General features: G+C 70.3%; 9 protein-coding genes. 2 read left to right on the top strand and 7 right to left on the bottom strand.

All coding sequences use genetic code 11. The features are described from left to right. Positions 1 to 47 precede the first annotated feature (47 nt). Both AB0412_RS02155 and AB0412_RS02150 read left to right on the top strand, forming a co-directional pair. A complete protein-coding gene (locus tag AB0412_RS02155) occupies positions 48 to 1,970 on the top strand; it encodes a hypothetical protein (RefSeq protein ID WP_366400517.1) in 1,923 nt (640 codons plus the stop codon). Positions 1,971 to 2,034: 64 nt separating this feature from the next. Beyond that, positions 2,035 to 2,727, top strand: coding sequence for a TetR/AcrR family transcriptional regulator (locus AB0412_RS02150; RefSeq protein WP_366400516.1), 693 nt, complete (start codon positions 2,035 to 2,037; stop codon positions 2,725 to 2,727). Positions 2,728 to 2,748: 21 nt separating this feature from the next. On the opposite strand, the gene AB0412_RS02145 is transcribed toward AB0412_RS02150, so the two are convergent. From AB0412_RS02145 to AB0412_RS02115, 7 genes are all read right to left on the bottom strand, one after another. Next, entirely contained in the window at positions 2,749 to 3,105 is a 357-nt protein-coding gene (locus tag AB0412_RS02145) for an isomerase (protein WP_366400515.1), read from the bottom strand. Positions 3,106 to 3,160: 55 nt separating this feature from the next. Further along, a complete protein-coding gene (gene pulA, locus AB0412_RS02140; protein ID WP_366400514.1) occupies positions 3,161 to 8,569 on the bottom strand; it encodes a pullulanase-type alpha-1,6-glucosidase in 5,409 nt (1,802 codons plus the stop codon). 252 nt (positions 8,570 to 8,821) lie between these two features. After that, positions 8,822 to 9,484, bottom strand: a complete 663-nt coding sequence (locus tag AB0412_RS02135; RefSeq protein WP_366400513.1) for a hypothetical protein — start codon at positions 9,482 to 9,484, stop codon at positions 8,822 to 8,824. A gap of 152 nt (positions 9,485 to 9,636) precedes the next feature. After that, positions 9,637 to 11,010, bottom strand: coding sequence for an alpha-amylase family protein (locus AB0412_RS02130; RefSeq protein ID WP_366400512.1), 1,374 nt, complete (start codon positions 11,008 to 11,010; stop codon positions 9,637 to 9,639). Between the two features lie 144 nt (positions 11,011 to 11,154). After that, on the bottom strand, positions 11,155 to 12,867 hold the full coding sequence (locus AB0412_RS02125) for a glycoside hydrolase family 13 protein (RefSeq protein WP_366400511.1): 1,713 nt from the start codon (positions 12,865 to 12,867) through the stop codon (positions 11,155 to 11,157). 191 nt (positions 12,868 to 13,058) lie between these two features. Continuing rightward, positions 13,059 to 13,970, bottom strand: a complete 912-nt coding sequence (locus AB0412_RS02120; RefSeq protein ID WP_366400510.1) for a sugar ABC transporter permease — start codon at positions 13,968 to 13,970, stop codon at positions 13,059 to 13,061. Positions 13,971 to 13,983: 13 nt separating this feature from the next. Continuing rightward, complete coding sequence (locus AB0412_RS02115; protein ID WP_366400509.1) at positions 13,984 to 14,988, bottom strand: sugar ABC transporter permease; 1,005 nt, start codon at positions 14,986 to 14,988, stop codon at positions 13,984 to 13,986. Between the last annotated feature and the right edge of the window lie 20 nt (positions 14,989 to 15,008).

The following is a 15,008-nucleotide window of genomic DNA, read 5'->3' as shown; positions in this document are numbered from 1 at the left end:
CGTCCGCGGCCAGGTGACCATCCGCCGATTCGCTCGTTCTGCTGAACGTGCAGTCACAGGATGTCGCCCCGCCCCCCTCCCCCTCCGCCCCCACGGGTCCCGTGGTCGACGTCGAGCAGGCCGAGGCCGCGCTCGTCGAGCACTATCCGCGGCTCGTCCGGCTCGCCTATCTGGTGCTGCCGCCCACGCTGGGGCGCGGCAGGCGGGTGCTGACCGCGCACTCCCTGACCCAGCGCGCGCTGCCCCGCACCCGGGCCTCCGCACCGGTGATCCCCGCCCAGTCGGCGGGTCCCGACAGCGACCCGGGTTACGCCCTGGTCCGCCTCCAGGTGGTGCGCACGGCGCTGGAGGCGGGCCTGCCGCTGCGGCGGAAGGCGTGGCCCAAGCGGGCGCAGCTGCCGCCGCTGCTGCCCCAGGTGTGGGGGCTGAAGCTCTTCCCCCGGCCGGGCGGCGCCGACGAACTCGCTCTCGACCAGCGGCTGTCCGCGCTGTCGGGCCCCGCCCGTGCTGCCTACGCGCTGCGCGGCCTGGACCGGCTCAGCGACGGTGACGTGCGCAAGGTGCTCACGGAGGCGGGCGTCGCCGACCCCGACGCCGCGCTGACCGAGGCGGACACGATCCCCGCCGAGTACGGACTGCTCGACTCCTGCGAGTTCGACCCCTGCTCGCTGCAGGCCCGCCCCACCGACCTGATGCGCCGCCGCCGGCACCTGAAGGTCGCGCTGGCCGCGGGTGCCGCCCTCGCCGTCTGCGGCATGCTGCTCGCGCTGCCCGGCGACGGCTGGGGCCCCGACGGTGCCGCCGCCCCGCCGTACGCGCGGAACCCGGCCGCGCAGGCCGCCCTGGACCCGGGAAAGCTCACCCGGGTCTCCCCCACCGCCTGGAAGACCTCCACGCGCACCGACTTCTCGGTGTGGCCCGCACGCGGTGACCTCACCCGCGACCGGGCACTGCTGCGCCGCGCCCTCGCCGTGTGGGCCCGCCCCGGCGATCAGGTGAAGGTGTCGGCCACGCCGGGCACCCCGACCGGCGGCCCGGCCGGACCGCCGCAGCTGCTGTACGCGGGGACGGTCGACGACTCCCGCGTGGTGATCCTCCACGACGGGCTGCGCATCACCCGCTACGCGGAGCCGAAGAAGGACGCGCAGGGTGCCGCCCTCGACTTCGCCCGCGTCGACGGCGCCGGCCGGGCCGGGGCGAGCGCGGTGGTGCTGAGCCGGACCGACGGCAACCTGCGCTATCTGACCGCGCCCTGGGTGCGCAAGGCCGGCGAGCGTGACCTGCGCGCGCCGGGCTCGGGGACGATGGACCTGGCCCTCACCGACGGAGTGACGGCACCACTGGCCGGCCCCACGCTGCGGGCCGCGGGCTGCACGTCGTGGAACGTGCTGCAGGTGACGGACGGCACCGGCACCCGGCTGGTGACCGACCTCGGCGAGCTGGTCCCGGCGCATCTGACGGCCGGGCCGCCCGACGCGCCGGCCGAGGCCTCCGGTGCCGAGGCGCTGCGCACCTGGGCGCCGTACGCCTGCTCGCTCGGCGCGCTGCACTCGGCCGGGGTGCGCAGCGTGAACGCCTGGGCGTACGCGCGGCAGCCGCTGCCGGACACCGGCAACGAGGCGGCGTGGGTGTGCACCCGGGCGGAGACGTGGCGGGGCGACGGGGCGCGGGTGCTGGCGCAGTTCCACACGCCGGGCGGGCGGTTCGGCGCGGTGGCGGCCCAGGCCGAGAGCGTGCCGGCTTGCGGCCCCCGTGCGCCACACGTGCTCGCCGGGGTGCTGTGGAAGTCCTCGAAGGGCGCCTGGTACCTGCTGGCCGCCGGCAGCCGCGGCACCGAGTCCGTCAAGGCGACCGGCGGCATCGAGGCCTCCGCGCGGGGCCGCCTGCTGACCGCCGAGGCCAGGCGCGGCGCCCAGGCCGACCTCACCGCGACCCTGGACAACGGCGACTCGATCAGCGGACTGCGCTGACCGTGTGAACACCGGTGGCCGCTCCGGGACGTTCGAGTCCGGAATCGATCGGTAAGGTGTTCGCATGACTACCGGGGTACGCCGCAGGATGGGAGTCGAGGAGCGGCGGCAGCAGTTGATCGGCGTCGCCCTCGAACTGTTCAGCCGCCGCTCGCCCGATGACGTCTCCATCGACGAGATAGCGTCGGCGGCGGGCATCTCCCGGCCGCTGGTCTACCACTACTTCCCCGGAAAACTCAGTCTCTACGAGGCCGCGTTGCAGCGCGCCTCGGACGATCTGGCCTCCCGGTTCGCCGAGCCGCACGAGGGCCCGCTGGGCGCCCGGCTGCTGCGGGTGATGGGCCGCTTCTTCGACTTCGTGGACGAGCACGGCCCCGGCTTCTCGGCCCTGATGCGCGGCGGCCCCGCGGTCGGCTCCTCCACCACCAACGCGCTGATCGACTCCGTGCGGCAGGCCGCGTACGACCAGATGCTGGCGCACATGGGAGTGGTCGGTCAGGCACCGCCCCGGCTGGAACTGGTCATCCGGTCCTGGATCTCGCTCGTCGAGTCGACGGCCCTGATCTGGCTGGACGGTCGCCGCATCCCGCGCGGCGAACTGGAGGCACAGCTGGTGCACGACTTCGCGGCACTCGCGGCCGTCGCCGCCGCGCACGACGAGGAGCTGAGCACGCTGCTGCGGAGCCTGCTCAAGGACGAGCCGGGCGACGGGCCGTTCGCCGACCTCGCCACCCGGCTGATCGCCCTGGCGTCCTAGAACGCTCGCAGGAAGGCGCCGCTACTCCTCGAACTTCCGGTACGAGGCGTCCAGCTCGCACACCTCGGCGGAGGCGTGCAGCACCAGGTCCCCGGCCGACTTCACGTACTGCCGCAGCAGTTCGAGCACGGCCTCGGTGAGCCGCGCCTTGGTCTCGTCCGTGCGCCCGGCCAGCAGGCCGATCCGGACGTGGACGAGGGCGTGCCCGTCGGTGTCGCCGCCGACCACGACGTCCTCGGTGCGCCGGAAGCGCGTCTTGCACGCGGGCGGCCTCGCGGCGGCGATCTCCGCGACGGCGGTGTGCAGGTCCCGCGCGAAGGCGGGCCGGTCGAACCCGTCCGCCAGCCGCTCGGAGTAGTCGACGGTGATCTGCGGCATGAGCCCTCCTGTTCCAGGTCAGAAGGGCTCACCCTAACCGCAGCTCCCCGACCGGTCAGCCGGCCGTGGTGAACACGGCGACCGTGCGCGCCGGGACGGTGAAGGTGCCCGTCTCCTCGGCGTAGGAGGAGGTCTTCACCACCGCGTCCCCGCCCGCCGCCTGCACCGGGTGCAGACGGTAGTCCGCTCCGGCGAGCGCGGCGACGCGCTGCTTCTGCTCCTCGGGGGTGGCATTGAAGACGACCACCAGGTCACCGAGCCTCATGGTGATCACCCCGGGTGTCTCGTCCTTCCCGGACAGCGGGAAGGACAGCCGGGACTGCACCTGCTCGGCCGTGTCGAGGGAGAACGCCGTCTCCGTGGCACGGATCTTCAGCAGGTCCTGGTACGCGGCCGAGGCGCCCTGGATCTGCGGGCAGCCCACCTTCACCACGCCGAGCAGCGGCTTGGCATACGGCCACTTGTCCTTGTTGTCGGCGGCCGGCGGAAGTCCGCGGCCGAAACCGTTGCCGTCGGCGCAGTTCCAGTGGATGGCGTTGAACCAGTCGCCGCTGTCGTAGGAGTTGCGGTCCAGGGACTTGGAGCGCAGCAGGTCGGTGCCCGCCTGGGAGAGCGCCGGGCCCTGCGAGAGGGTGGCCGTGGCCATGGCGAGGACCTGCATGCGCGCCCGATCCGCGGCCGGAGTGTCCTTCGGCAGCTTGAAGGCGAGTGCGTCGAACAGCGACTCGTTGTCGTGCGCGTCGGCGTAGGCGAGGGCGTCGCCGGGGGCGTCCGCGTATCCGGCGGGCGAGCCGTTGTAGTCGACCTGGGAGCCCTTGACCTCCTTGCCGCTGGTGTCGGTGAAGGTGTAGTCGGCGAGGTTGCCGCTCAGGCCCACCTTGATCAGGTCCTGGTAGTGCAGCAGGCGGGCCTTCTGCTCGGCCTCGGTGCCGTTGCTCTTCGAGGAGTTGGGGTCGGTGTACAGGCCGGAGGCGAAGCCCTGCACGCCGGGGTCCTCGTCGAAGGGTCCGCCGCCGCGCACGGCGTCACGGGCCCGGTCGGAGAAGGTGGCGATGCCGGTGCCCGCCATGTTCTTCTGCGTGGCCTGCTCGAAGCGGGCGTCGTCGGCGATCTCGCCGAAGTTCCAGCCCTCGCCGTACAGGATGATCTTCTTGCCGTCGACGCCGTCCTTCTCGAGGGTGAGGGCGTCGAGGGCCTTGCGGACGGCGAGCATGTTGGCCTTGGGGTGGTGGCCCATGAGGTCGAAGCGGAAGCCGTCGACCTTGTACTCCTTGGCCCAGGTGACCACCGAGTCGACGACGAGCTTGCCCATCATGGCGTTCTCGGTGGCCGTGTTGGCGCAGCAGGTGCTGTTGGCGACCGAGCCGTCGGCGAGCAGCCGCTGGTAGTAGCCGGGCACGATCCGGTCCAGGACCGAGGTCTTGGCCTGGCCGCTCGCGGCGGTGTGGTTGTAGACGACGTCCATGACCACGCGCAGGCCGTCCTCGTTGAGCGCCTTGACCATCTTGCGGAACTCGACCGTGCGGGCGGTGCCGTCCGGGTCGGTGGCGTAGGAGCCCTCGGGGACCGTGTAGTGGTACGGGTCGTAGCCCCAGTTGTAGGCGTCCTTCGCGGCGATCTTCCCGACGCACTCCTGCTGCTTCTCGGAGTCGGCCGGGTAGGAGGCCAGGTCGCAGTCGACGGTCGCCTGGTCGGACTTCCTCTCGGGGATGGTGGCGATGTCGAACGCGGGCAGCAGGTGCACGTAGGAGGTGCCGGCCTTCGCCAGCTCCCGCAGGTGCTTGCTTCCGTCGCTGTCCTTGTCCGTGAAGGCGAGGTAGGTGCCCCGGTCCTTCGCCGTGCGGTCCTCCACGGAGAAGTCCCGGATGTGCAGCTCCTGGATCTGCGCGTCCTTCAGCGGCACGGCCTTCGGCTTGTCGTACGTCGACCAGTCACGCGGCTCGAGGGACCGGTCGGCCAGGTCGACGACGAGGCTGCGCTCGGAGTCGGTGGTCAGGGCGACCGAGTAGGGGTCGGTGACCTTGTTGGTGACGATCTCGCGGGCGGTGGGCGCCCACACCTTCACCGCGTACCGGTAGGGCTTGCCCTTCCAGGAGCTGGGGCCGGTGACGGACCAGACGCCGGTGTCGTCGTCTCGGCGCATGCGGACCGTGCGGTCGCCGATCTCCAGCGAGACGTCCTGCGCGGTCGGCGCCCACACGGACAGGGTGGGGCGGCCGTGGCGGAACACCGGGCCGAGCTTCGCCTTGGTCGCGTCAGCGGCGTACAGGTCGTCCAGGACGCCGGCGATCTGCACCCCGGTCGCGGCGAGCACGGCTCCATTGACGGCGCGCTGGGAGGCGACGACCTGGCCGCGCAGGGCCGCGCGCACGCCGTCCCGGTCGCGTGGGTCGACGGACCAGGCGGTGACGTCCTTCAGGTGCGGGAACTTCGCCTTCTGGGCGTCGGTGAGGCTGGTCCTCGTCAGGCGCAGCCAGCGCGCGTCGGCGCCCGTAAGGGTGCCGTCCTGCACCTTGATCGAGCCGGTGCGGGAGGCGAGCAGCTGGGTGGAGGCGGCGCCGTCGGAGCCGTTCCAGACGACGGTGTCCCGGTCGATCCAGACCGCCTTGGAGGTGGTCAGGTCGAGGGCGGCCGCGGAGCCGGCGGGCTGCGGCAGCAGGTACTTCTCCTGCCCGCTCAACAGCCACACCTCATGACCGTCGGCCGTGAGGTCCAGCGCCTGGTCGGTGGGCAGGTCCTTCTCGTCGCCCTTGTGGATGATGTAGCTGAGGCTGGTGGCACCCTCGGTGAGCGGCACCTCGAAGACCGCGCCATAGGAGTCAGTCTTCACCGGCTTCAGCGGGTCCGCCCAGTCGGTGGGGTTCGCGGCTCCGGACCAGACGTGCAGGCCCCAGCCGTCGTAGTTCCCGTCGGCGCGGTGGTAGTGCAGGACGGCTTTGGTCTTGTCCTGCGCGGGGTAGTCCGGCCGCTCGGTGGTGACGGTCTCCTTGCCCTGCTCGATCCAGACCTCGCCGGTCTTGGTGACGTCGATGCTGCGGTCGGCTGCGACGTCCTTGTTGCCGTCCTTGTCGATCACCAGGAAGCCGACGTTCGAGGCGCCCGGCTTGAGCTTGACGTAGGCGAAGGCGCCGTAGGCGTCGCGGCCGGTGAAGGGGTGGCTGTCCGGCCACTCGGTGGCCTCGCCCTCGGCGAGGTCGCCCCAGGCGTACAGGCCCCAGTCGTCGTAGTTCCCGTCGGCGCGCTTGTAGTGGACGATCGCGTAGTCGCGGGAGGAGGCGGTGGGCGGGGTCTCGGCCGGCGGGGTGCCGGTGGTGGAGGCGGCCGTCGCGCTGTCCGTGCGCCCGGCCGAGTCGAGCACCACGGCCTTGTAGCGCAGGGCGGTGCCGGCGGGGACGTCCTTGCCGATGGTGTGGGTGACCTTGTAGGGGGCGTGGTCGGCGGAGCCGAGGGTCTGCCACTTCCCGTTGCCGGTCTGGGCGGCGAAGACGACCCGGTTGAGCTGTCCCCCGTCGACGTCTGCGGTGAGCTCGACGGTGCCGGTGGCGCCGGCCTCGGGGGCCTTGAGCGTCACCGTCGGCTCGGTGGCCGGTTCGGCGAGCGGGCCCGCCGCCTTGAGGACGATCGCCGAGCCGGCCGGGACGGTGACGGTGATCTTCTGGTCGGCGTCGGTCCGCACGGTCGCCTCGGTGCCGTGGATGCCCCGGAACGTCATGCCCGCCGAGCCGGTCGCGAAGGTGGCCTTCTTCTGCTCGTCCGCGTTGTTGAAGGCGACGACGTACTCGGTGCCGGTCTGCGCGTCGATGCGGGAGACGGCGTAGACGCCGGCGCCGTCGGCGGCGTACCGCTCCTGCTGGATGCCGTCGGCGAGCGCCGGGTGGGCCTTGCGGAGCTTGGCGAGGGCGCTGATCTGCCGGTAGAGCGGCGCCTTGGTGTCGTAGGTGTCCTCGGCGTGGGTGCGGTCGGTGCCGAGCAGGTCGTCGTCGAGGTAGTCGGCGGTCCGCGAGGCGAACAGGGTCTGGCGGGCGTCCTTGTCGCCGCCGGCGCCGGTGAAGCCCTGCTCGTCGCCGTAGTAGATCACCGGGTTGCCGCGGCTGAGGAACATCAGCTCGTTGGCGAGCATGTCCTTCTTCAGCAGCTCCGCGTCGGACGCCTTCGGGTCGTCCTGCTTGAGGAACGTGCCGATGCGGCCCATGTCGTGGTTGCCGAGGAAGGTGACCTGCTCGTACGCGTTGGCGTGGCCGGAGGTGTACTTGTAGTCGTCGCCGAAGACCGCCGCGAGCTTCTTGGCGCTGCCGCCCTGGGAGGCGTACTGGCGGGCCGCGTCCTGGAAGGGGAAGTCGAGCGTGGAGTCCAGGCGGCCCTGAGTGACGTAGGGGGACGTGATGTTCGTGTCGGCGGAGTACACCTCGCCGAACATGAAGAAGTCGTCCCGGCCCTTCTTGGCCGCGTAGGCGTCCAGGGCGGTGGCCCACTGCGTCCAGAACTCCATGTTGACGTGCTTCACGGTGTCGATCCGGAAGCCGTCGATGCCGAAGTCCCGCACCCAGCGCTGGTAGATCTTCTCCATGCCCTCGACGACCTCGGGACGCTCGGTCCACAGGTCGTCCAGGCCGGAGAAGTCGCCGTAGGTGGTGGACTCGCCGGCCCAGGTGGAGTCGCCCCGGTTGTGGTACATCGTCGGGTCGTTGAGCCAGGACGGGACCTTGATGTCCTTCTTGGCGGCCGGGACGACGGGCGTGCGCGGGAAGGAACCGGCGTCCGTGCGCGGGAACGTCCGCTTCCCGTCGGCGTAGTCGGCGTCGTCGAAGGGCTCGCCGTCCTTGGTCAGGTACGGGAAGGCGCCCTTGGAGAGATAGCTGTAGGACTTCTCCTCGTAGTCGACGACGTCGGCGGTGTGGTTGGTGATGACGTCGAAGAAGACCTTCATGCCCTTGTCGTGGGCCTTGTCGATGAGGGTCTCGAGGTCCTCGTTGGTGCCGAAGTGCGGGTCGACCTGGGTGAAGTCGGTGATCCAGTAGCCGTGGTAGCCGGCGGAGGCGTCCTTGCCGGTGCCCTGCACGGGCTGGTTCTTGAAGATCGGGGCCATCCAGATGGCGGTGGTGCCGAGGCCCTTGATGTAGTCGAGCTTCTGGGTGAGACCCTTGAGGTCGCCGCCCTGGTAGAAGCCCTTGTCGGTGGGGTCGTAGCCGGTGGCGAGCCGCGAACCGGTCAGTCCGCCGCGGTCGTTGCGGGTGTCGCCGTTGGCGAACCGGTCCGGCAGGACGAAGTAGAACTGTTCGCGCGTCAGGTCGTGCCGCGCGGGCGCCTTGGCGAGCGACGCGTCCGACGGCGGCGGGGGCGGGGTGTCGGCGCGGGCGGCGAGCGGCTGCACGAGCGCGGCGGCCAGCGCGGCGACGGTGACTGCGGCAACCCGTCTGCCGTGCGCGATGCGGCGCCCCGGGGGCGCGGGCCAACTGGGTATCACAGGCGTGAACTCCTTGCGATGACGGCTCATTCGGGTCCGACCCCACGCCTCGGAACGACCGGTACGGCCACGTCACCGGGGCGCCGGCGTGACCGTATCGCCGTTGAAAGCTTTACAGCAAGAGATCTGAAAGTAACGGTAAGGACTTCCAGCGGGAGCTTTCGGGAAGGTGCGGACGAGTCCGGCACACACAAGCGCCGCCGGTCTCCCGTTGCGGGACACCGGCGGCGCAGTGTGCGGGGCGACGGTCCGTCAGGCCGCCTTGGTCGCGCAGATCACGTCGTACGGACGGCCCAGCGCCAGCGTCAGCTTCAGCGGGTCCGTGGTGCCCGAGGGGCACTCCGCCTCCGTCTTGACCAGGCCGAGGACCTTGTAGTCAGCGGAGCCGGCCTGGGCGCACGCGATCTCCTTGGCGGTGTCGTCGATGCAGTCGCCCTTCACCAACTGGCCCCCGCCGGCGCCCGCGTCACCGGGGTGGTCGCCGGACAGGTTGCGGCCGCAGACGGTGCTGGAGGGGATGCCGCCGCCGCTGTCGGAGGAGCCGAAGGTGATGGACACCTGGACGATGAGGTCGGTGCCCGCCGGGCACTGGACGGCGTCCGGCAGGATGCTCGCGTCCATGATCTTGAGCGCCTTGAAGGTGGCCCCGGAGTCGTCGCAGTCGAACGCCTTGTAGCTGTCGGCCGACCCCTCCGGATCCGGGCCGCCGCAGTCGCCGGCCTTCCACTCGGTGGACTCGCCGTTCGAGGAGGACGACGAGGACGAGGAAGAGGACGACGAGGAGGACGAGTTGTCGTCGTCCTTGTAGTAGTTCCACGCGGCGGCGATGCCGAAGAGGATCAGCGGGACCAGCAGCGCCTGCAGGCATCCCGCCACGCGCCCTCTCGGACGCTGAGTGGTGTTGTTCGAGGCCATGTGGATGGCTCCCCCTGCGGCGCGGACGTTCGTGCGGCGCGTGGAAACGGATCGCGCCGCGCCTCCTCCTCCCGCGGGGGAAGTTCTTTACCCCGCGCTTACGCTAGCGCCCGGCGACCGGGGTTCCGGCCGCCGGACGTCACAGTTGTGCTTCAGCAACTGCTCCTGCCCGCGTACACCGCGAGGGCCGTGTTCGAGCCCAGGGTGGCGGTCAGCTGCCCGGAACCGTTCACCGTCACGGTGGTGTTGTTCTGGACGTTGCAGTACGTGCCTGCCGGGAGGGACGTCTGGTAGGTGCGGGTCAGCGAGCCGGACTCGTGGTTGATGGCCACGAAGCCCTTGCTGCCACGACCGAAGGCGATCGCGTCGCCGCCGTTGTCCCACCAGTTGGTCACCGCCTGGCCGCGTGTGGCGTTGCGGAAGGCGACCATGGACTTGATCTCGGGCCACGCGTGCTGGCACTTCCAGCCACTTTGCCAGCAGGCGCTGACCTGACCGCCGTTCGGCGGGCCCGCGTCGTGGTCGGAGAACTCGTAACCGGAGTTGATGTCCGGCGCGCCGTAGGGCCAGGCCAGCATGAAGACGTTGGCCAGGGTGTAGGTGGCGTTGTCCTTGTAGCTGAGCGTGGAGCCGTTGCGCTCGGTGTCGTGGTTGTCGACGAAGACGCCCGAGACGGAGCTGTTCAGGTAGCCCCAGCCCTCGCCGTAGTTCTTCAGGTAGGCGAGGTTCTCGTTGTTGAACACGCGCTTGAGGTCGTAGGCGTAGCGGAACTCCTGGACGTCGCCGTTGCCCGTGTACTCGGTGGGCTGGACGGCCTCGCCCGCGCCGTGGATGACCTCCTGCTTCCAGTACACGGACGGGTTGCTCAGCCGCGACTTGATGTTCGCGAGGTCGGCGGCCGGCATGTGCTTGGCGGCGTCGATGCGGAAGCCGTCCACGCCGAGGGAGAGCAGGTCGTTCATGTACCGGGCGATGGCTCCGCGGACGTAGTCCTCGCCGGTGTCGAGGTCGGCGAGGCCGACCAGCTCGCAGTTCTGGACGTTCCAGCGGTCCTGGTAGTTCGTGATCTGCGAGGTGCAGTTGTCGAAGTCGTACGACGAGTACAGGCCGGGGTAGTTGTACTTCGTGTACGACGAGCCGCCGGTGCCGGTGCCGTTGCCCGCGGCCATGTGGTTGATGACGGTGTCGACGACGACCTTCACACCGGCCGAGTGACACGTGTCCACCATGTTCTTGAAGGCGGTACGGTCACCGAGGCGGCCCGCGATCCGGTAGCTGACGGGCTGGTACGAGGTCCACCACTGCGGGCCCTGTATGTGCTCGGCGGGCGGGGAGACCTGCACGTAGCCGTAGCCGGCGGGACCGAGGGCGGTGGTGCACTCACGGGCGACCGAGGCGAAGTTCCACTCGAACAGGACGGCGGTGACGTCCTTCGAGCCGGGCGGGGAGGCCTCTGCTGCGGTCGGGGTCATGACAAGCGAGGCGGCGGCAAGTGCGGCCGCCCCGGCGAGGGTTCTGCGTGCCATGTGTGGGGTTCCTTCTTCGTTGAAGGCTTTGAAGATGCTTGCTGAAACATTCAGCAAACTTGCGGCACCGCAGATGTTAAAGGCCCGCCACCCGAAAGGGCAGCGGGCCGTACGAACTTGAAGCAAAAAGTTGCGGGACGAACGTCAGGCGGTCGTCCACCACACGGTGGTGTCGGCCGGGACCTTGGCCTCGCCGCCGGTCTCCGCCACCTCACCGCTGGACAGCAGCACCCGGCCGTACGCCGGCGTGGTCACCGACTCCCCCGTGGTGTTGGCGACACACACGAAGTCCCCGCGCCGGAAGGCGAGAACACCCTCGGGTGCGCGCAGCCACTCCACCGCGTCGCCCGCGCCCAGGTCGGGCTGCTCCCGGCGCACGGCGAGCGCGGCCCGGTACAGCTCCAGCGTCGAGCCGGGCACCCCGGTCTGCGCCTCCACGCTCAGCTCGCCCCAGCTCTCCGGCTGCGGCAGCCAGCTGCCGCCGTCACCGAAGCCGTACGACGAGCCCTCCCGCGTCCACGGGATCGGCACTCGGCACCCGTCGCGGAAGCCGTCCTGGCCCGCGCCGCGGAAGTACGCCGGGTCCTGGCGCACCTCGTCCGGCAGGTCCACGACGTCCGGCAGGCCGAGCTCCTCGCCCTGGTAGACGTACGCCGACCCGGGCAGCGCCAGCATCAGCAGCGTCGCCGCCCGCGCCCGGCGCAGCCCCAGCTCGCGGTCGCCGGCCAGGCGGATCTGGGTGCCGAGCCCCGCCGGGTTGGCGAAGCGGGTGGCGTGCCGGGTGACGTCGTGGTTGGACAGCACCCAGGTGGCGGGGGCGCCGACCGGGCGCATGGCGTCCAGGGTGCGGTCGATGACCTCGCGCAGCTCGGCGGCGTCCCAGTGGGTGCCGAGGTACTGGAAGTTGAACGCCTGGTGCAGCTCGTCGGGACGCACGTAGTTGGCGGTGCGCTCCACGGTCGGCGTCCACGCCTCGGCGACGAAGATGCGCTCGCCGCTGTACTCGTCGAGGATCAGCCGCCACTGGCGGTAGATGTCGTGCACCCCGTCCTGGTCGAAGAACGGCATGACATCGTTGCCCAGCAGCTTCAGTTGCTCATGGGATCCAAGGTCGGGCAGGCCCTCCGCCTTCACCATGCCGTGTGCGACATCGATGCGGAAGCCGTCGACGCCCATGTCGAGCCAGAAGCGCAGGATGGAGCGGAACTCGTCGCCGACCGCCGGGTGCTCCCAGTTGAAGTCGGGCTGCTCGGGCGCGAAGAGGTGCAGGTACCACTCGCCGGGCGTGCCGTCCGGCTCGGTGACCCGGGTCCAGGCCGGTCCGCCGAAGATCGACTCCCAGTCGTTGGGCGGCAGTTCGCCGTTCTCGCCCTTGCCGGGCCGGAAGTGGTAGCGCTCCCTCAGCGGCGAACCGGGGCCCTCGGCGATGGCCCGCTTGAACCACTCGTGCTGGTCGGAGGAGTGGTTGGGCACCAGGTCGACGATGATCCTCAGGCCCAGCGCGTGGGCGTCCCGGATCAGCGCGTCCGCGTCCAGCAGGGTGCCGAACATGGGGTCCACGGCGCGGTAGTCGGCGACGTCGTAGCCCGCGTCGGCCTGCGGCGAGGCGTAGAAGGGGCTGAGCCACACGGCGTCCACCCCGAGGTCGCGCAGGTACGGCAGGCGGGAGCGGATGCCCTCCAGGTCGCCCATGCCGTCGCCGTTGCTGTCGGCGAAGCTGCGCGGGTACACCTGGTAGATCACCGCGTCCCGCCACCAGTCGCGGCGCCTGGCGACGGTGGCGACGGCCGAGTCGGTGGAGCGCGTCGATTCGGTCGGGGAGGTCGGGGCCGGGGCGGCGGAGTGCTGCTGACTCATGTCGTCCTTGCGTAACGTCAGTGCGGTCATATGGGGGCCGAACGAGGCGGCCGCGGTGACAGCGGGGTCGGATGGCCACCGCGACCGTCTCGAGTCCGGGGAGGGGCAGCGCCCCGATAGGGGCGCGGGGAACTGCGCGACCAGCCACAACGGGCGCGGCAGCCGAACGACGACAGCTCCCCTGACGGCGCTTACCCCTTCGTGCCGCCGGCGGTGAGGCCGGCCACCAGGTTCTTCTGCACGAGGTAGAAGAACGCGGAGACGGGTATCGCGATCAGGACCGCGGTGGCGGCCATGAGGTTGCGCTGGGCGTCGTGCTCGCTGACGAAGCTCTGCAGACCGACGGCGAGCGTGTACTTCTCGTCGTCCAGCATGAACGTCGTGGCGAACGCGACCTCGCCGAACGCGGTGATGAAGCTGTAGAACGCGGCGACCGCGAGGCCCGGCTTGGCGAGCGGCAGGATCAGCCGCGCGAACGTGCCGAAGGGGGTCAGCCCGTCGACGCGCCCGGCCTCGTCGATCTCGAACGGAATGGTGTCGAAGTAGCCCTTCATCAGCCAGGCGCAGTACGGCACGGCCGTCGTGCAGTACACGAGGATCAGACCCAGGTAGGTGTCGATGAGCTGCAGCTCCGACAGGATCTGGTACATCGGCACCATCAGGACGGCCACCGGGAACATCTGGGTGACCAGCAGCACCCACATGAACTTCTTGTACCCCGGGAAGCGCATGCGGGAGACCGCGTAGCCGGTGGTGGCGGCGACGAGGACGCCGATGAAGGTCGTCCCGAGGGAGACGATCAGCGAGCTCTTGAGCCAGTCGAAGAAGTTGGTGTTCTGCAGGACGAACGTGTAGTTGTCCAGCGTCATCTTGCCCCAGATGCCACCGGGGCGCAGATAGTCGTCCTTGTCCGGGCCGAGGGACAGGAAGACCAGCCAGGCGACCGGGAACAGCGCGATCAGGCTCGCGCCGATCAGCAGGCCGTGGGAGGTCAGGCGTCCCAGCGGGCTGACCTCGCCGCGCCGCCGCGTCGGGCGCTTCGCGGTCCTCTCACCGGCGGGCGGGCCCGCGGGAGCGGCGGTCTCGACGGTCGTGGTGCTCATGGGGACTCCTGCCTCAGATCGCGAGCTGCTGCTCATTGCGGTTCAGCCAGCGGCGGTAGAAGGAGGTGAAGACGACCAGGATGGCCAGCAGCAGCATGCCGTAGGCCGCCGACTCGGCGAACTCGCGCGGCTGCTGTCCGAAGCCCAGCTGGTAGGCCCAGGTCACGAGGATCTGCGCCTCCGGGGCGGTGTTGCCGAACAGCAGGAAGATGATGGCGAACTGGTTGAAGGTCCAGATGATGCCGAGCAGCACCACGGTGGAGCTGACCGACCTCAGTCCCGGCAGCGTGACGTGCCGGAACCGCTGCCAGGCGGTGGCACCGTCCATCTCGGCCGCCTCGTACAGCGTGGTGTCGATCGACTGCAGTCCGCCGAGCAGCGAGACCATCATGAACGGCACACCGCACCAGGTGTTGACCATGATCGCGGCGAACCGCTGCCAGAAGGTGTCCTCCAGCCACAGCGGCGTCGGCAGTCCGAGCGCGTCCAGGCCGGAGTTGATGATGCCGGCGTCGGCGAGCATGAAACGCCAGCCGAAGACGGTGACGAAGGTCGGCACGGCCCACGGCAGGATGAGGACCAGCCGGTACAGGGTGCGCCCGCGCAGCTTCTGGTTGAGCAGCAGCGCGAGGCCCAGCCCGATGCCGTAGTGCAGGGCGACGCAGGCCGCCGTCCACACGATCGTCCAGACGAAGTGCGACCAGAAGCGGTCGTAGGCCGTCTCGCCCCACAGGATGTCGGCGTAGTTGTCCAGGCCGATGAACTTGTAGGTGGCCTCGATCTCGTTGACGCCGATGGTGCGGGCCGAGTTGAGGCTGTCCGCGTCGGTGAGCGTCAGATAGAAGCCGTACGCCAGGGGATACAGCACGAGGACGCCGAGCACGACGGCCACGGGCGCGATCATGGCGTAGGCGTACCAGTGCTTGGCGAATCCCCGCTTCATGCGGCTGACCGGGCCGGGCCGGGGCGCGCGGTCACCGCGGCGCTTGCCGGTCGCACGGTCGATGGCGACTGTCATGGTTCGGCACCTTCTGGATG

The sequence above is a fragment of the Streptomyces sp. NPDC052012 genome (genome assembly GCF_040689265.1).
In the GTDB taxonomy this organism is placed as follows: domain Bacteria; phylum Actinomycetota; class Actinomycetes; order Streptomycetales; family Streptomycetaceae; genus Streptomyces.
The sequence above is the reverse complement of the archived record's forward strand: the minus strand, read 5'-3'. Positions and strand labels throughout refer to the sequence as shown.